Genomic DNA, 16432 nt, shown 5'->3' with positions numbered 1-16432 from the left:
GCGATGCTGAGCACTGCGATGATCCTGGGAGCCTGCAGCGAACAGGCCCCGCTGGCGACGGACTTCGTGCCCGACTATCTGGGCGCGGACATCCGACAGCTGGCCGGGGATCTGGTGCAGGTCGAGGCCCGCATGACCAAGGCACAGACAGCCGCCAATGTCTTTGAATACGCAGATTGCGCACTGGCATCTTTCATGCAGCGCGATGCTGTGCCATATGCGCGATACTTGCGGTCGAATTTCGATACAGAGGGTGGTGTGTGGGCTGCAGATGTAGTTTACATCACCTCGTCGGAGCGGCCGCGGGGCATTCGGGTGATCGACGCCGCGGCGGTCGCCGCTCACTGCAGGCAAAAACGCATTCCCACGGTGTGAGGACCTATGGCTGATTTCTTTACCACCCCCGGCGGCATTGCTGTCCTGATCCTGGCCCAGGTGCTCGCGGTTGTGGCTTTTGTCATGATTTCGCTGCTGTTTCTGGTCTATGGCGACCGCAAGATCTGGGCCGCCGTGCAGATGCGGCGCGGGCCCAACGTGGTGGGCACCTTCGGGCTTTTGCAGACGGTGGCGGACGCCCTGAAATACGTGGTGAAAGAGGTCGTGGTGCCTGCGGGCGCGGACAAGACCGTTTTCATGCTGGCGCCGATGACGTCTTTCGTGCTGGCGCTCATCGCCTGGGCGGTGATCCCCTTCAACGAGACCTGGGTGCTCAGCGACATCAATGTCGCGATCCTCTTCGTCTTCGCCGTCTCCTCGCTGGAAGTCTACGGCGTGATCATGGGCGGCTGGGCGTCGAACTCCAAGTATCCGTTCCTTGGCTCCCTGCGGTCCGCCGCGCAGATGATCTCCTACGAGGTCTCGCTGGGGCTGATCATCATCGGCGTGATTATCTCGACCGGGTCGATGAATTTCGGTGGCATCGTGGCCGCCCAAGACGGGCCCTACGGGTTCTTCAGCTGGTACTGGCTGCCGCATTTCCCGATGGTGTTCCTGTTTTTCATCAGCTGTCTGGCCGAGACCAACCGCCCGCCCTTCGATCTGCCCGAAGCGGAGAGCGAACTGGTGGCGGGTTACCAGGTGGAGTATTCCTCGACGCCCTTCCTGCTGTTCATGGCGGGCGAATACATTGCGATCTTCCTGATGTGCGCGCTGACCTCGCTGCTGTTCTTCGGCGGCTGGCTCTCGCCCATCCCGTTCCTGCCGGACAGCCCGTTGTGGATGGTGGCGAAGATGGCGTTCTTCTTCTTCCTCTTCGCCATGGTCAAGGCGATCACGCCGCGCTACCGCTATGACCAGCTGATGCGGCTGGGCTGGAAGGTGTTCCTGCCCTTCAGCCTCGTCTGGGTCGTCTTCGTGGCCTTTGCCGCCAAATTCGAGTGGTTCTGGGGGGCCTATGCGCGCTGGGGGATGGGCGGATGAACGGTAAACTGGCGGACGCTTTGGCGCAGGCATCGGACAGTGAGCTGCACGACCTCGCCTGTTTTCTCACCTCCAAGTTCAAGGTGCAGACCTTGAACGCCGAGACAAATGAAGCTTCCCAAGTGGAGGAAGCTGGAATCGTGACTGCGCTCAATGACTGGGCGGCCTTGGGCGGCGGGATCGCTGCCGGAAAGGAATGACATGACACAGATCGACTACACCCGCGCCGCCAAGTATTTCCTGCTGCAGGATGTCTGGACCGGCATGAAACTGGGGCTGAAATACTTCTTTGCCCCAAAGGCGACGATCAACTATCCGCATGAAAAGGGACCTTTGTCCCCGCGCTTCCGGGGCGAGCACGCGCTGCGCCGCTACCCCAACGGCGAGGAACGCTGCATTGCCTGCAAACTCTGCGAGGCGATTTGCCCCGCACAGGCGATCACCATTGATGCGGAACCGCGCGAAGATGGCTCGCGCCGCACCACGCGCTATGACATCGACATGACCAAATGCATCTACTGTGGCTTCTGTCAGGAGGCCTGCCCGGTGGATGCCATTGTGGAAGGTCCGAATTTCGAGTTCTCCACCGAAACGCGTGAAGAGCTTTACTACGACAAGGAAAAGCTGCTGGCCAATGGCGAGCGCTGGGAAGCCGAGATCGCCCGCAACCTGGAACTGGACGCGCCCTACAGATGAGCCTCGACGAGCCACATATGGAAGCCTATGCGAAGGGCAAGGCGCTCTCCGAGCAGGTTAATCCAGGCATGGAGGACGCCCTGCGCGCCCGCTATGACGCCCTGGTGCCGGGCATGGCGCGCACCGTGGTCGACGTGGCCTACGGCCAGTTCTATGCCCGGGGCGTGGTGGACGAAAAGACAAGGCTGCTGGCCACGATTGCGGCGCTTGCTGCTCTCGGAGGTCAGACCAAGCCGCAATTGCAGGTCAATATCAAAAGTGCACGTGCCGTCGGGGCCAGCCGGGAAGAGGTCTGCGAGATCATCTTTCAGATGACCCTCTATGGCGGTTTCCCGGCGATGATAAACGCGCTTAACGCGGCGCTCGAAGTTTTCGAGCAGGAGGAGGCTGCATGAGCGATCCAAAAAATCCTTTCGAAGGCGCGAACCCTTTTGCCGCGATGTTCAGCCAAGCGCAGGAGATGGCGAAAAGCTTTCCCGCGATGGAGGCATTTTCGCCCAAAGGGTTCGAGAAGATGATGGGCACCATGCCCAAGGACATGATGGAAATGATGTTCGGCAATGCGCTGAACGAAGGCTCGCTGGATGCGCGCACACGGATGCTGCTGACGCTGGCGGGGCTGACCATGCAGGGCGCACAGAATGATGTGGCGTTCCGGCAGGCGGTGCGCCATGCGCTGGAAGCCGGGGCCACCGAACAGCACATTGTCGAGACCATCGGCCAGATGTCGATGTTCGCGGGCCTGCCAGCCATGACGCGGGCGCTGGAACTGGCGCAACAGGTGCTCGACGAAGGAAAGGACGAGGAATGACGGTTTTTGCCTTTTATCTCTTTGCGATCAGCGTGATCGCGGGCGGGCTCTTCACGGTCATCAGCCGCAACCCGGTGCATTCGGTGCTCTGGCTGATCCTCGCGTTTCTCAGCTCTGCCGGGCTCTTCGTGCTGCTGGGCGCCGAATTCGTGGCGATGCTGCTGATCATCGTCTACGTGGGCGCGGTCGCGGTGCTGTTCCTCTTTGTCGTCATGATGCTCGACGTGGATTTTGCCGAACTCAAGGCGGAGATGGCGAAATACATGCCGCTGGCTCTGCTGATTGCCGTGGTGATCCTGATGCAATTTGTCATGGCTTTCGGGTCGTGGGAAGCCAATGCCGCCGCCGAAGGTCTGCGCGCGAATGTCACCCCCGTGGATCGGCACAACACCGAGGCGCTGGGGATGATCCTCTATGATCAGTATTTCCTTTTGTTCCAGCTGGCCGGTTTGATCCTGCTGGTGGCGATGATCGGGGCGATTGTGCTGACACTGCGCCACCGCTCGGATGTGAAGCGGCAGGATGTTGTGGCCCAGATGATGCGTGACCCGGCTCTGGCGATGGAACTGAAAGACGTCAAGCCGGGGCAGGGTTTGTAATGGAGGGCGATCAGATCGCAATTCTGGTCGCCGTTGCGGTCGCGGTGCTCGCGGCGTTTGGATATTTCAACCGGTCCTGAGACCGGCAAGGACGATGTAATGGAACTGAACGACATCAAACTGGGGCAGGCTCTGTGAAAACGGCAGTTGCATCAGCGGCAGTTGCGATGATGTCGTCAGGTGGGGCGGCAGAGACCTGCACGGCGGGGTCTCATCACGACTTCACCTCCGAGCCTGTGGATTTGGGCAGCGGGGCGGTGATGCACGAACGCTTCGTTTCCTTTGACGGGGACCAGATGCACTCTGTCGTGGTGACGCATTGCGGGTCATTGACCCAGATGGAAGCCTTTACCCACATCGCCGAAAAGGGCGCCGTGGCGACAATCAACGTGGATCAGGACCTCGTTGTGAAGGCGATCCGGCAGGCGGCAGACGCCCCGGACGCGGTGTCTCTTGCGCAACTGGGCGCGCGTCTGGATGCCATGGGCGCCCGTTCAACGACGTATAGGCTGGACCGCGCCAGCTGTGGCTGTGACGCGTTTTATGGTGCTGGCCCGGAGCGGCACGAGAAGTGATGAAGATGAGTATGCCTGAGGATGAGATATGATCGGACTTGAACATTACCTGACAGTGGCGGCGACGCTCTTTGTCATCGGCATCTTCGGGCTGTTTCTGAACCGCAAGAACATCATCATCCTGTTGATGAGCATCGAGCTGATGCTCTTGGCGGTGAACATCAATCTGGTGGCCTTCTCCAGCTTTCTGGACGATCTGGTGGGGCAGGTCTTCACGCTCTTCGTGCTGACGGTGGCCGCGGCGGAGGCGGCGATTGGTCTGGCCATTCTGGTCTGTTTCTTCCGCAACCGCGGCACCATCGCCGTGGAAGACGTCAACGTGATGAAGGGCTGATGCTATGACGATCGCACTGGACTACATCTGGGTGCTGCCTGTGGCCATCGGCGTTGTTGGCGTCTACTGCTTCGCGAGGATGGACCTGGTGTCCGAGGCCTCAACCGTACTCCCCAAGGCCAAGACCAAAGGATAAGCTGACCATGGAAACCATTATCCTGTTTGCCCCGCTGGTTGGCGCGCTTTTGTGCGGGTTCGGCTGGCGCATCTTTGGCGAGACGGCAGCGATGTGGATTTCCACGTCGCTCCTCTTTGTCTCGGCCATTCTCAGTTGGGTGGTCTTCCTGACCTTCGACGGAACCACCGAGCAAATCCAGATTCTGCGCTTTATCGAAAGCGGGACGCTCAGCACCGATTGGGCGATCCGGCTCGACCGGCTGACGGCGATCATGCTGATCGTGATCACCACCGTCTCCAGCCTCGTGCATCTCTATTCCTTCGGCTACATGGACCACGATCCGCAGTGGAAAGAGGGCGAAGTCTATAAGCCGAGGTTTTTCGCCTATCTGTCGTTTTTCACCTTCGCGATGCTGATGCTGGTGACCGCCGACAACCTAGTGCAGATGTTCTTTGGCTGGGAAGGCGTGGGCGTCGCCTCCTACTTGCTGATCGGGTTCTACTACCGCAAACCGTCGGCCAATGCGGCGGCAATCAAGGCGTTTGTGGTCAACCGCGTCGGCGATTTCGGCTTTGCGCTGGGGATCTTTGCGCTGTTCTTCCTGACCGACAGCATCAATTTCGATGATGTCTTTGCCGCCGCTCCGGACCTGGCTGAGACGCAGTTGACCTTCCTCTGGGGCGAATGGAACGCGGCGAACCTCGTCGCCTTCCTGCTCTTCATCGGCGCAATGGGCAAATCGGCGCAGCTGCTGCTGCACACCTGGCTGCCCGACGCGATGGAAGGGCCGACACCCGTGTCCGCGCTGATCCACGCGGCGACCATGGTGACGGCGGGCGTCTTCCTCGTTTGCCGCATGTCGCCGATCATGGAGTTCGCACCGGAAGCGATGATGTTCGTGACCGTGCTCGGCGCCACCACGGCCTTCTTTGCGGCGACCGTGGGTCTGGTGCAGACTGACATCAAACGCGTGATCGCCTATTCGACCTGCTCGCAGCTGGGGTACATGTTCGTGGCGGCGGGCGTGGGCATGTATTCCGCGGCGATGTTCCACCTGTTCACCCATGCCTTCTTCAAGGCGATGCTGTTCCTGGGCGCGGGCTCGGTCATCCACGCGATGCACCACGAACAGGACATGATGAACTATGGCGGGCTGCGCAAGAAAATCCCCTATACCTTCTGGGCGATGATGATCGGTACGCTGGCCATCACCGGCGTGGGCATCCCGGTATGGATACTGACCCTTGGCGAGATCCCCATTGGCTTTGCGGGCTTCCAGTCCAAGGATGCGATTGTCGAAAGTGCCTATGCGGCGGGGTCCACGTATGGCTTCTGGGCGCTGGTCATCGCGGCGCTTTTCACAAGCTTCTACAGCTGGCGACTGATGTTCCTGACCTTCTATGGCACCCCGCGTGGCGACCAGCACACGCATGACCATGCGCATGAGAGCCCGATGACCATGATCGTGCCGCTGGGTGTGCTGAGCCTCGGCGCGATCTTCGCCGGGATGGTCTGGTACGGATCGTTCTTTGGCCACACCGACAAGGTCGCGACCTTCTACGGCATTCCCTACGCGGAAGAAGGCGCGCATGGCGACGATCACGGGGAAGCAAAGGCTGATGACCATGGCGACGATCACGGCGGCGCGAAAGGCAAAGAGGGCGCGCATCACTATGCCTTTGCCGGTCAGCCGGGCGAGGGCGCGCTCTATATCGCACCCGACAACACGCTGCTCGATGATGCGCATAAGGTGCCCTATTGGGTGAAAACCTCGCCCTTCGCGGCGATGCTGCTGGGCTTCCTGACCGCCTATTGGTTCTACATCAAGAACCCCTCGCTGCCCGGTCGTCTGGCCGAAAACCAGCGCCCGCTGTATCTGTTCCTCAAGAACAAGTGGTATTTTGACGAGCTCTACGAGGTCATCTTCGTCGGACCCGCCAAATGGATCGGCAGCTTCTTCTGGCGGCGCGGTGACGGCGACGTGATTGACGGCGGCCTCAACGGCGTGGCGATGGGCATCATCCCGTTCTTCACCCGCCTCGCGGGCCGCGCACAGTCCGGCTACATCTTCACCTATGCCTTTGCCATGGTGATCGGCATCGCGGTGTTGGTCACATGGATGTCGCTGAGCGGGGGAGCAAACTGATGGACAACCTTCTGTCGATTGTGACCTTCATCCCTGCCGTCGCAGCGCTGATCCTGCTGGTCTTCCTGCGCGGGGACGATGACGCCGCGAACCGTAATGCCAAGTGGCTGGCGATGGCGGCGACCACGGTGACGTTCCTTGTGTCTCTGTTCATCCTGGCGGAGTTTGACCCCAACGACACCGGCTTTCAGTTCGTGGAAGAGGCGCCCTGGCTGCTGGGTCTGCAGTACAAGATGGGCGTCGATGGGATCTCTGTACTCTTCGTCATGCTGACCACCTTCATGATGCCGCTCGTGATCGCGGCGTCGTGGAACGTGACCGTGCGCGTCAAGGAATACATGATCGCCTTCCTGATGCTGGAAACGCTGATGCTGGGCGTCTTCATGGCGCTCGATCTGGTGCTGTTCTACCTCTTCTTTGAGGCGGGGCTCATCCCGATGTTCCTGATCATCGGGATCTGGGGTGGTGCCAACCGCATCTATGCGAGCTTCAAGTTCTTCCTCTACACCTTCCTGGGCTCGGTCCTGATGCTGGTGGCCATGGTCGGCATGTTCGCCGAAGCGGGCACCACGGACATTGAACAGCTGCTGATCCACCAGTTCGATTTCGAGACCTTCAGCATTGCCGGTGTGACCATCGTCGGTGGGTTCCAGACGCTGCTGTTCCTCGCGTTCTTTGCGAGCTTTGCGGTGAAGATGCCCATGTGGCCGGTGCACACCTGGCTGCCCGATGCGCACGTGCAGGCGCCAACGGCGGGCTCGGTGGTGCTGGCCGCGATCCTGTTGAAAATGGGCGGCTATGGGTTCCTGCGGTTTTCGATCCCGATGTTCCCTGTGGGGGCGGAGGTGCTGACGCCGCTGGTGCTGTGGATGAGCGCCATTGCGATTGTCTACACCTCGCTGGTCGCACTTGTGCAGGAGGATATGAAGAAGCTGATTGCCTATTCCTCGGTCGCGCATATGGGCTTTGTGACCATGGGCATCTTCGCAGCCAACCAGCAGGGCGTGGATGGCGCGATCTTCCAGATGATCAGCCACGGGTTTATCTCCGGTGCGCTCTTTCTTTGCGTCGGTGTGATTTATGACCGGATGCACACGCGCGAGATTGACGCTTACGGTGGTCTCGTGAACCGGATGCCGGCCTATGCGCTGATCTTCATGCTGTTCACCATGGCGAATGTGGGCCTGCCCGGCACCTCCGGGTTCGTGGGTGAATTCCTGACGCTGATGGCGATCTTCCAGGTGAATACCTGGGTGGCAGCTGTGGCCACGACAGGTGTGATCTTCTCGGCGGCTTATGCGCTCTGGCTTTACCGCCGGGTGGTCATGGGTGATCTGATCAAGGAGAGCCTGCGCTCGATCTCTGACATGACACCACGTGAGCGCTGGATCTTTGCGCCGCTGGTGGCCATGACTCTGCTGCTGGGGGTCTACCCGGCGCTTGTGCTGGATATCACCGGACCTGCGGTGGCAGCCCTGGTTTCAAACTACGATACGGCGCTGGCCGCGGCAGAAGCCGCCTCCCAGCTTGCGTCGAACTGAAGGATTAACGCATGACTTCCGCTGATCTGACCCTCGTGCTGCCGGAAATCCTGCTGGCGGTCTATGCCATGGTGATGCTGCTGGTTGCGGTCTACACCTCCAAGGACGGGCTGGCCTCGACGCTGGTCTGGATGACCGCCGGGGTGATGGTGGCTCTGGCCGCCTATATTGGTGTCACCGGCGAAGGGGCCAAGAGCGCCTTCAACGGCATGCTGATGATCGACGGCTTTGCGCGGTTTGCCAAGGTGACGATCCTGCTGGCAGCGGCGGCGGTGCTGATCATGTCGGAAGGCTACATGAAATCCCGCGATCTGCTGCGGTTCGAATACCCGCTGCTGGTGGCGTTGAGCGCTGTCGGCATGATGGTCATGGTCTCGGCGGCGGATCTGATGGCGCTTTACATGGGGCTGGAGCTGCAATCGCTGGCGCTCTACGTGGTGGCCTCGCTGCGCCGGGACAGCGTGAAATCCACCGAAGCGGGTCTCAAGTATTTCGTGCTGGGCGCGCTGTCCTCGGGTCTGTTGCTCTATGGCGCGTCGCTGGTCTATGGCTACGCAGGCACCACTCTCTTTTCGGGCATCATCGAAACCGCGCAGGCGGGGGAGGTCTCGCTGGGCCTGCTCTTTGGTCTTGTGTTCCTGATGGCTGGCATGGCCTTCAAGGTCTCTGCCGTGCCGTTCCACATGTGGACGCCGGATGTCTACGAAGGCTCGCCCACCCCCGTCACAGCCTTCTTTGCAACGGCCCCCAAGGTCGCAGCCATGGCGCTCTTTGCCCGCGTGTTGCACGACGCCTTCGGTAATGCGGTGAGTGACTGGAGCCAGATCGTGGCGCTCCTGTCGGTCTTGTCCATGTTCCTGGGCGCCGTGGCGGCAATTGGGCAGACCAATATCAAGCGGCTGATGGCGTTTTCGTCGATTGCGCATATGGGGTACGCGCTGATGGGGTTGGCGGCGGGCACCGTGCTCGGCGTGCAGGCGATGCTGATCTACATGGCGATCTACGTGACCATGAACGTCGGCACCTTCGCCTTTATCCTGATGATGGAAAAGGACGGCCAGCCGGTCACCGATATCGCGGCGCTGAACATGTACGCCAAGCGCGAACCGGGCAAGGCGCTGGCGATGCTTGTGCTGCTGTTCTCTCTCGCAGGCGTGCCGCCGATGCTGGGGTTCTTTGGCAAATTCTACGTGCTGCGGGCCGCCTATGAAGCGGGGCTGGCGTGGTTGGCCGTCGCGGGTGTGATCGCGTCGGTGATCGGGGCCTATTACTACCTCCGGATCGTCTTTTTCATGTATTTCGGTGATGAGGCCGACGAGGGCGTGGACGCGGGCGGCTCGCCCTTGCTGTCCGGCTTCCTGATGGCCTCCGCGGCGATCATGGTTCTGGGCATCGCGAATATGTTCGGGGTCGAGTCCGCAGCGGCGGCGGCAGCGGCCATGCTTGTCAACTGATCCGGTGCGACGCGTGGCAGAGCGACCCTCCGGGAGGGATATTTCTGGCCAGAAGAAGCCGTGAGCCAGTGGCCTGACGGATATGGCCGGGTGGTTCTGGAGGAGGTGGGCTCAACCCTGGACGAAGGGCTTGCAATGGCCTCGGACAGGCCTGCACCGTTCTGGGTATTGGCACACCGGCAGACCACGGCGCGAGGGCGGCGCGGTCGCGCCTGGGCTATGCCCCCGGGCAACTTCGCGGCGACTTTGGTGCTTCGGCCAGCAGAACCCCCGCATCTCGCCGCCCTGCGTTCCTTTGTCATGTCGCTGGCGCTGCACCGCGCCTTTGTCGAGGTCTGCGGACGGGCGGATGCCTTTGCCCTGAAATGGCCAAACGATGTGCTGCTGCGCGGCGGCAAGGTGGCGGGCATTCTGCTCGAAAGCACCGGGCAGGGGGCTGCGATGGGGCCGCTGGCCATCGGCGTTGGCGTGAACCTCGTCGCGGCCCCAGTGGCGGATGAGGTAGAGGCGGGGGCTGTGCAACCGGTGTCGCTGCGCGGTGAAACGGGGATCACCGTGGGACCAGAGGCCTTTCTGGACGCCCTGGCCCGCGCTTATGCACCTTTGGAGCAACAGTTCACGACCTTGGGCTTCGGGCCGATCCGCGCCGCCTGGATGGAGCATGCCGCGCGCCTTGGGGAAACGATCATTGCGCGCACTGGGCGCGAGGAGATCACCGGCACCTTTGAGGATGTGGACGCGGATGGTAACCTGCTGTTGCGCACGCCCAAAGGGCGCCGTGCCATCGCCGCGGCGGATGTATTTTTTTGAAGGGGGAGTGCCATGCTTCTGGCCATCGACTGCGGCAACACCAACACCGTTTTTGCGATCTGGGATGGCGAGCAGTTTCTGGCGTCCTGGCGTACCTCGACGGAGTGGCAGCGCACGGCGGATCAGTACTATGTCTGGCTGAGTACTCTGATGAAACTACAGTCGCTGGACGTGACGATCACCGACATGATCATCTCCTCGACGGTGCCGCGCGTGGTCTTCAACCTGCGCGTCATGGCGGACCGATATTTCAACACGCGGCCTCTCGTGGTGGGTAAACCGGATTGCCTGCTGCCGGTGGATGTACGAGTGGATCAGGGCACAGCTGTCGGCCCCGACCGGTTGGTGAACACGGTGGCGGGACATGATCTTTATGGTGGCGACCTGATCATGGTGGATTTTGGCACGGCCACGACCTTTGATGTGGTCGACAGGGATGGGGCCTATATCGGAGGGGTCATTGCGCCCGGCGTGAACCTCAGCCTCGAGGCGCTGCACCAGGCCGCTGCCGCCCTGCCGCATGTGGACATTTCCAAGCCGCAGGCGGTCATCGGCACCAATACGGTGACCTGCATGCAATCAGGTGTTTTTTGGGGTTATGTCGGGCTCGTGCGTGAGATATGTGCCCGGATCAAGGCAGAACGCGAACGCGAGATGCGCGTGATATCAACGGGGGGGCTGGCCCCGCTTTTCCAGCAATCCGAGGCGCTTTTCGACGCCTTCGAGGATGATCTGACCATTCACGGGCTGACCGTGATCCACCAATTCAACAAGGACGCCGCTTAATCAATATGAGCAATGAACGATTGATCTACCTCGCGCTTGGCGGCGCGGGTGAAATTGGCATGAACTGCTATGTCTACGGATACGGTCGCTCCGGCAAGGAGCGGCTCATCGTGGTCGACCTTGGCGTGGCCTTTCCCGACATGGAAACAAGCCCGGGCGTCGATCTGATCCTGCCGGACATCAGCTGGCTGATCGAGCGGCGTAGCCAGATCGAGGCGGTGTTCATCACCCATGCCCATGAAGACCATGTCGGTGCCGTGGCGCATACCTATGAGCAGCTCAAGGCGCCGATCTATGCGCGCCCCTTTACCGCCAATATCGCGGCGCGGAAGATGGAAGAACACGGACATCCCGAGGATGCGGTGCAGGTGGTCACGGCCTGGCCCGAACAGGTGCAGGCGGGGCCGTTCTCCGTGGGTTTCCTGCCGATCTCGCATTCGATCCCGGAAAGCGCGTCGATGGTGATCGACAGCCCGGACGGGCGGGTCATCCATTCCGGTGATTTCAAGCTGGACGAGACCCCGCTGGTGGGCGAGCCGTTTGACCCGGAGCTCTGGGCAGAGGTCAGCAAGGGGGGCGTGAAGGCGCTGATCTGCGACAGTACCAATGTCTTTTCCCCGGACCCCGGGCGGTCCGAGGCGAGTGTCGGCCCGGAGATTACCAAGCTGGTGCAATCCGCCAAAGGCATGGTGGTTGCCACGACCTTTGCCTCCAATGTCGCGCGCGTGAAAACGCTGGCCGAGGCGGGCGAGCGCGCCGGGCGGTCGATCGTTTTGATGGGGCGGGCGATGAAACGCATGGTGGAAGCGGCGGTGGAAACCGGTGTGCTCACAGATTTTCCGCCTGTTGTGCCGCCCGAAGATGCCAAATCGATCCCGCGCGAAAACCTGATGCTGCTGGTGACCGGGTCACAAGGGGAGCGCCGCGCCGCTTCGGCGCAACTGGCGCGGGGCAAGTATCAGGGGATCGAGATGAAAGAGGGCGATCTCTTCCTCTTCTCGTCAAAGACCATTCCGGGCAATGAAAAAGGTGTGATCCGGATCATCAACGCCTTTTCCGAGCAGGGGGTTGATGTGGTCGATGACAGCACCGGGCGCTATCACGTCTCCGGCCATGCGAACCGGCCTGATCTGGAACGGCTGACGAGCATCGTGAAGCCGCAGGTGGTGATCCCTATGCACGGCGAGCACCGGCATCTGCGCGAACATGTGAAGCTGGCGGAGCACAATGGCATGACCGGGGTTTTGGCGGTGAATGGGATGATGGTGGATCTGTCCGGCAACCAGCCAAAGATCGCGGATTACATCGAGACCGGGCGCACCTATCTGGATGGGTCGGTGCAGATCGGCGCGCTGGACGGGGTCGTGCGCGACCGGATCCGCATGGCGCTGAACGGCCACGTGGTGGTCACGGTCATTCTGGATGACGAGGATGAACCCTTGGGTGAGCCGTGGTGCGAGTTGAAAGGATTGCCGGAGAGCGGCAGCAGCCGCGCGTCGCTGGTGGACGTGCTGGAGGCCGATCTGGGGCAATGGCTGGCGCGGGCAGGGGCCAAGACCCTGCGCGACGATGACAAGCTACATGAAGGGCTGAAACGAACGGTGCGTCAGACTGCGCTCGACGAGATCGGGCGTAAGCCGGAAGTCACGATTGTGGTGAGCCGTCTGAGCTGACGCGAACGGCCGGGGCGCTATTGGCAACCCGGCCCTTCGGGGAGGATATTTGAGGCCAGAAGAAGCGGGCGTATCAGCTTGCGCTGCGTTCCTTGAAGCTGAGACCGATGAACTCGGGTGTGTGATCGCCCAAGCCCACGACCTTGTTGCCGCTCCGGTCTGATTGGTCGTTTTGCCGGCCACCCCCTGAACCACGGCGGCCCCGGCTGCGTTTGGGCTGCTCTTCTGGTTTTGGATCCGACTTGGGCTCGGGTTTTGCCGCAGTTTCCGGTTGCGCGATGTCCGCCTCATCCGTTTTGCGACTGCGGGACCGGCTGCGCTTGGGCTTTTCATCAGCTGTCTGCTCTGCCTTGGCGGGCTTTTCTGCCACCGGTGCGGCACCTTTGAGCGGGTTGTCTATGCGCGGGATTTCCCGCTGCACCAGCCGTTCGATATCGGCGAGGTTCTTTTCATCGCGCGGCACGCAGATCATCACCGCTTTGCCATCGCGCCCGGCGCGCCCGGTGCGGCCAATGCGGTGCACATAGTCTTCTGCATGGCTTGGCACGTCGAAGTTGAACACGTGGCTCACCGACGGCACATCGAGCCCGCGGGCGGCCACATCGGAGGCCACGAGGAACCGCAGCGTGCCATCGCGGAAGCCGTCAAGGGTGCGGGTCCGCTGCGACTGGTCCAGATCACCGTGGATCGGGGCTGCGTCATACCCGTATTTCTTTAGTGACTTGGCGACGATATCCACATCGACTTTGCGATTGCAGAAGACGATGGCATTGGTGCATTTCTCACCCTCAGCGTCGATCACGGCGCGCAAAACATTGCGTTTCTCAGAAGGTTCGCGGTCCTTGCGCGAACCTTTGAACATCACCACACCCTGTTCGATATTCTCGCCGGTTGTGGCCTGGCGCGCCACTTCGACCCGCTCGGGCGCGGAGAGGAAGGTGTTGGTGATCCGCTCGATCTCCGGCGCCATGGTGGCTGAGAAAAACAGCGTCTGACGGGTGAAAGGGGTCAGCGAAAAGATCCGTTCGATGTCGGGGATGAACCCCATGTCGAGCATCCGGTCGGCTTCGTCCACCACCATGATCTGCACGCCGGTGAGCAGCAGCTTGCCGCGTTCGAAGTGGTCGAGCAGACGGCCTGGCGTGGCGATCAGCACATCCACACCCTTGTCGATCAGCTTGTCCTGTTCCTTGAAGGACACGCCCCCGATGAGCAGCGCCTTGGTCAGTTTCAGGTGTTTGGAGTAGGTGTCGAAGTTCTCGGCCACCTGTGCTGCCAGTTCCCGCGTGGGGCAGAGCACGAGGCTGCGCGGCATGCGCGCCCGCGCACGGCCCCGCGCCAGCATGGTGATCATCGGCAGCGTAAAGCTGGCGGTCTTGCCGGTGCCGGTCTGGGCGATGCCGAGGACGTCCTTGCCTTCCAGAGCGGGCGGAATCGCACCGGCCTGGATGGGGGTGGGGCTTTCATAGCCCGCTTCGTCAATGGCTTTCAGAACTTTTGGATTCAGATTCAGGTCAGAAAATTTGGTCATATGTGTCCGGTTTTGGCGGACACTTTCTTGGCCCGCAGCAGCATCCATGTCGGCCCGCATGGCCCAAGTGGCGACCGATGTCGCGACATGATGTGCGTCCATAGCAACATGTGCCTCCAGCGTCAAACAGATGCGCTATGTCTTGATGAATTAAGGGAAATGACGGGATGCGCCGGCGTCACGCCCGATTTCAGCCCGCCGTGACACAGGATTTGACCGAACGCTGTGCGCCCCGCGGCCACCGGGTTTTCCCAGGGGCATGCCGCGCCTGATGTCAGGCCATCATTTCCTTGGTGGCGGTCAATGTCACGTCCGGATAGTCACGCGCAACCCGGTCGATATCCCACTGCAAGCGGGTCAGATACACAATGTCGCCATCGTGATCATGCGCGATATGCTGCTTGTTGCTTTCGCTAAATTTATCAATGGCTTGCTTGTCGCCGCTGACCCAACGCGCAGAGGTGAACTGGGAGGCTTCGAAGCGCACCGGCAGCCCGTATTCCAGCTCGATCCTGCTGGCCAGAACTTCGAACTGCAACTGTCCGACAACGCCCACGACAAAGCCCGACCCGATGGAGGGTTTGAAGACCTTTGCCGCGCCCTCTTCTGCAAATTGCATCAGGGCTTTTTCAAGGTGTTTGGCTTTCAGCGGATCGCCCGCCCGCACGCCTTGAAGCAATTCTGGCGCAAAGGAGGGGATGCCGGTGACGCGGATCGCCTCACCTTCGGTCAATGTGTCGCCGATGCGCAGTTGCCCGTGGTTGGGGATGCCGATGATATCCCCCGCCCAGGCCTCTTCGGCCAACTCACGGTCACTGGCCAGAAACATCACCGGGTTGGTGATCGCCATCGGTTTCTTGGAGCGCACGTGGGTCAGCTTCATGCCCCGCTCAAAATGCCCCGAGGCCAGACGCACAAAGGCCACGCGGTCGCGGTGTTTCGGGTCCATATTGGCCTGCACTTTGAAAACGAATCCGGCCACTTTTTTCTCTTCGGGCAGGATCTGGCGCGGCTCGGCAGATTGGATCTGGGGCTGCGGACCATAGGAGGCGATGCCCTCCATCAACTCCTTGACACCAAAGGAATTGATCGCGGAGCCGAACCAGATAGGCGTCAGCGATCCTTCGTGCATCGCCGCCATGTCGAGGGGGGGGAGCAATTCGCGCGCCATTTCCAGATCCTCGCGCAGCTTGTCCAGCAGCTCGGCGGGTACGTGCTCGGCCAGTTTCGGGTCGTCCAGCCCATTGATCTCGACGCTTTCGGCGACCCGGTTGCGGTCGGCCCGGTCCATCAATTCCAAACGGTCGCGTAGAATGTCGTAACACCCCAGAAAGTCGCGCCCGACGCCGATGGGCCAGCTTGCCGGTGTCACGTCAATGGCGAGGTTTTCCTGGATTTCGTCAATGATCTCAAAGACGTCGCGGCTTTCCCGGTCCATCTTGTTGCAGAAAGTCAGGATCGGTAGATCACGCATGCGGCAGACTTCAAAGAGCTTTTGCGTCTGGCTCTCGACGCCCTTTGCACCGTCGATGACCATCACTGCCGCATCCACTGCCGTGAGTGTGCGATAGGTGTCTTCGGAGAAGTCGGAGTGGCCCGGCGTGTCCACCAGATTGAAGCGGAACTCCCTGAAATCAAACGACATTGCCGAGGCAGATACGGAAATGCCCCGGTCCTTTTCCATCGCCATGAAGTCCGACCGAGTGCGGCGGGCCTCGCCCTTGGCGCGCACCTGGCCCGCCATCTGGATCGCCCCGCCAAACAGCAGGAATTTTTCCGTCAGCGTGGTCTTGCCCGCATCCGGGTGACTGATGATCGCAAAAGTGCGGCGGCGCGCGATTTCAGGCGGCAGATCGGGGCGGTTTTTGGTGGTGTCCAACATGAGCGAGCATATAGCGAGGCAGACCGGGCACAGCAAGCGCCGCGCTTTCGGTCAGCA

The 16432-nt window shown here is 61.1% G+C and carries 18 protein-coding genes; 16 read left to right on the top strand and 2 right to left on the bottom strand.

Translation table 11 applies throughout. The features are described 5' to 3' along the window. Window positions 1-3: 3 nt before the first annotated feature. The 16 genes from ISX84_RS11585 to ISX84_RS11515 all read left to right on the top strand — a co-directional run bounded on the left by ISX84_RS11585 (window position 4) and on the right by ISX84_RS11515 (window position 12962). Window positions 4-375: a hypothetical protein gene (locus tag ISX84_RS11585; protein WP_195820526.1), complete on the top strand. Its 372-nt coding sequence runs from the start codon at window positions 4-6 to the stop codon at window positions 373-375. A 6-nt stretch (window positions 376-381) separates the two neighbouring features. Beyond that, window positions 382-1419, top strand: a complete 1038-nt coding sequence (nuoH, locus tag ISX84_RS11580) for an NADH-quinone oxidoreductase subunit NuoH (protein WP_195820525.1) — start codon at window positions 382-384, stop codon at window positions 1417-1419. Next, window positions 1416-1619 carry a hypothetical protein gene (locus ISX84_RS11575; protein ID WP_195820524.1) on the top strand — a complete coding sequence of 68 codons (204 nt, stop codon included), beginning with the start codon at window positions 1416-1418 and terminating at the stop codon, window positions 1617-1619. Before nuoH ends, ISX84_RS11575 begins: the two co-directional genes overlap by 4 nt. Window position 1620: 1 nt before the next feature. Beyond that, entirely contained in the window at window positions 1621-2115 is a 495-nt protein-coding gene (nuoI, locus tag ISX84_RS11570; RefSeq protein ID WP_195820523.1) for an NADH-quinone oxidoreductase subunit NuoI, read from the top strand. Then, complete coding sequence (locus ISX84_RS11565; protein ID WP_229884272.1) at window positions 2112-2510, top strand: carboxymuconolactone decarboxylase family protein; 399 nt, start codon at window positions 2112-2114, stop codon at window positions 2508-2510. The genes nuoI and ISX84_RS11565 overlap by 4 nt, the downstream gene beginning before the upstream one ends. Further along, window positions 2507-2926, top strand: a complete 420-nt coding sequence (locus ISX84_RS11560) for a carboxymuconolactone decarboxylase family protein (protein WP_195820522.1) — start codon at window positions 2507-2509, stop codon at window positions 2924-2926. The genes ISX84_RS11565 and ISX84_RS11560 overlap by 4 nt, the downstream gene beginning before the upstream one ends. Further along, window positions 2923-3525, top strand: coding sequence for an NADH-quinone oxidoreductase subunit J (locus tag ISX84_RS11555; protein ID WP_195820521.1), 603 nt, complete (start codon window positions 2923-2925; stop codon window positions 3523-3525). Before ISX84_RS11560 ends, ISX84_RS11555 begins: the two co-directional genes overlap by 4 nt. A gap of 134 nt (window positions 3526-3659) precedes the next feature. Then, window positions 3660-4100, top strand: a complete 441-nt coding sequence (locus tag ISX84_RS11550; protein WP_195820520.1) for a hypothetical protein — start codon at window positions 3660-3662, stop codon at window positions 4098-4100. A gap of 28 nt (window positions 4101-4128) precedes the next feature. Beyond that, window positions 4129-4434, top strand: a complete 306-nt coding sequence (gene nuoK, locus ISX84_RS11545) for an NADH-quinone oxidoreductase subunit NuoK (protein WP_011569388.1) — start codon at window positions 4129-4131, stop codon at window positions 4432-4434. Between the two features lie 4 nt (window positions 4435-4438). Further along, the gene (locus tag ISX84_RS23385; protein ID WP_268247470.1) at window positions 4439-4570 is read left to right on the top strand and encodes a hypothetical protein; all 132 of its coding nucleotides are present in this window, start codon (window positions 4439-4441) and stop codon (window positions 4568-4570) included. 7 nt (window positions 4571-4577) lie between these two features. Continuing rightward, window positions 4578-6698: an NADH-quinone oxidoreductase subunit L gene (gene nuoL / locus ISX84_RS11540; RefSeq protein WP_195820519.1), complete on the top strand. Its 2121-nt coding sequence runs from the start codon at window positions 4578-4580 to the stop codon at window positions 6696-6698. After that, window positions 6698-8239: an NADH-quinone oxidoreductase subunit M gene (locus ISX84_RS11535; RefSeq protein WP_195820518.1), complete on the top strand. Its 1542-nt coding sequence runs from the start codon at window positions 6698-6700 to the stop codon at window positions 8237-8239. The genes nuoL and ISX84_RS11535 overlap by 1 nt, the downstream gene beginning before the upstream one ends. Window positions 8240-8250: 11 nt before the next feature. Further along, window positions 8251-9693 (top strand): NADH-quinone oxidoreductase subunit NuoN, encoded by a 1443-nt coding sequence (nuoN, locus tag ISX84_RS11530; RefSeq protein WP_195820517.1) that lies wholly within the window; start codon window positions 8251-8253, stop codon window positions 9691-9693. 60 nt (window positions 9694-9753) lie between these two features. Further along, a complete protein-coding gene (locus ISX84_RS11525; RefSeq protein ID WP_195820516.1) occupies window positions 9754-10503 on the top strand; it encodes a biotin--[acetyl-CoA-carboxylase] ligase in 750 nt (249 codons plus the stop codon). A gap of 12 nt (window positions 10504-10515) precedes the next feature. Continuing rightward, window positions 10516-11289: a type III pantothenate kinase gene (locus ISX84_RS11520; protein WP_195820515.1), complete on the top strand. Its 774-nt coding sequence runs from the start codon at window positions 10516-10518 to the stop codon at window positions 11287-11289. A 5-nt stretch (window positions 11290-11294) separates the two neighbouring features. Then, the gene (locus tag ISX84_RS11515) at window positions 11295-12962 is read left to right on the top strand and encodes a ribonuclease J (protein WP_195820514.1); all 1668 of its coding nucleotides are present in this window, start codon (window positions 11295-11297) and stop codon (window positions 12960-12962) included. 73 nt (window positions 12963-13035) lie between these two features. Here ISX84_RS11515 and ISX84_RS11510 read toward each other — a convergent pair whose 3' ends face one another. Both ISX84_RS11510 and ISX84_RS11505 read right to left on the bottom strand, forming a co-directional pair. Beyond that, on the bottom strand, window positions 13036-14493 hold the full coding sequence (locus ISX84_RS11510; protein ID WP_195820513.1) for a DEAD/DEAH box helicase: 1458 nt from the start codon (window positions 14491-14493) through the stop codon (window positions 13036-13038). 274 nt (window positions 14494-14767) lie between these two features. Then, window positions 14768-16375: a peptide chain release factor 3 gene (locus tag ISX84_RS11505; RefSeq protein ID WP_195820512.1), complete on the bottom strand. Its 1608-nt coding sequence runs from the start codon at window positions 16373-16375 to the stop codon at window positions 14768-14770. Window positions 16376-16432 lie beyond the last annotated feature (57 nt).

The organism is Roseobacter sp. MH60115, from assembly GCF_015644665.1.
Classification (GTDB): domain Bacteria; phylum Pseudomonadota; class Alphaproteobacteria; order Rhodobacterales; family Rhodobacteraceae; genus Roseobacter.
This window is presented reverse-complemented; position numbering and strand designations above follow the sequence as displayed.

Bases quoted from the DNA above. Each gene is read 5' to 3' on its own strand.
- ISX84_RS11585 (WP_195820526.1), top strand. From the start codon at position 4: ATGCTGAGCACTGCGATGATCCTGGGAGCCTGCAGCGAACAGGCCCCG.
- nuoH (WP_195820525.1), top strand. From the start codon at position 382: ATGGCTGATTTCTTTACCACCCCCGGCGGCATTGCTGTCCTGATCCTG.
- ISX84_RS11575 (WP_195820524.1), top strand. From the start codon at position 1,416: ATGAACGGTAAACTGGCGGACGCTTTGGCGCAGGCATCGGACAGTGAG.
- nuoI (WP_195820523.1), top strand. From the start codon at position 1,621: ATGACACAGATCGACTACACCCGCGCCGCCAAGTATTTCCTGCTGCAG.
- ISX84_RS11565 (WP_229884272.1), top strand. From the start codon at position 2,112: ATGAGCCTCGACGAGCCACATATGGAAGCCTATGCGAAGGGCAAGGCG.
- ISX84_RS11560 (WP_195820522.1), top strand. From the start codon at position 2,507: ATGAGCGATCCAAAAAATCCTTTCGAAGGCGCGAACCCTTTTGCCGCG.
- ISX84_RS11555 (WP_195820521.1), top strand. From the start codon at position 2,923: ATGACGGTTTTTGCCTTTTATCTCTTTGCGATCAGCGTGATCGCGGGC.
- nuoK (WP_011569388.1), top strand. From the start codon at position 4,129: ATGATCGGACTTGAACATTACCTGACAGTGGCGGCGACGCTCTTTGTC.
- ISX84_RS23385 (WP_268247470.1), top strand. From the start codon at position 4,439: ATGACGATCGCACTGGACTACATCTGGGTGCTGCCTGTGGCCATCGGC.
- nuoL (WP_195820519.1), top strand. From the start codon at position 4,578: ATGGAAACCATTATCCTGTTTGCCCCGCTGGTTGGCGCGCTTTTGTGC.
- ISX84_RS11535 (WP_195820518.1), top strand. From the start codon at position 6,698: ATGGACAACCTTCTGTCGATTGTGACCTTCATCCCTGCCGTCGCAGCG.
- nuoN (WP_195820517.1), top strand. From the start codon at position 8,251: ATGACTTCCGCTGATCTGACCCTCGTGCTGCCGGAAATCCTGCTGGCG.
- ISX84_RS11520 (WP_195820515.1), top strand. From the start codon at position 10,516: ATGCTTCTGGCCATCGACTGCGGCAACACCAACACCGTTTTTGCGATC.
- ISX84_RS11515 (WP_195820514.1), top strand. From the start codon at position 11,295: ATGAGCAATGAACGATTGATCTACCTCGCGCTTGGCGGCGCGGGTGAA.
- ISX84_RS11510 (WP_195820513.1), bottom strand. From the start codon at position 14,493: ATGACCAAATTTTCTGACCTGAATCTGAATCCAAAAGTTCTGAAAGCC.
- ISX84_RS11505 (WP_195820512.1), bottom strand. From the start codon at position 16,375: ATGTTGGACACCACCAAAAACCGCCCCGATCTGCCGCCTGAAATCGCG.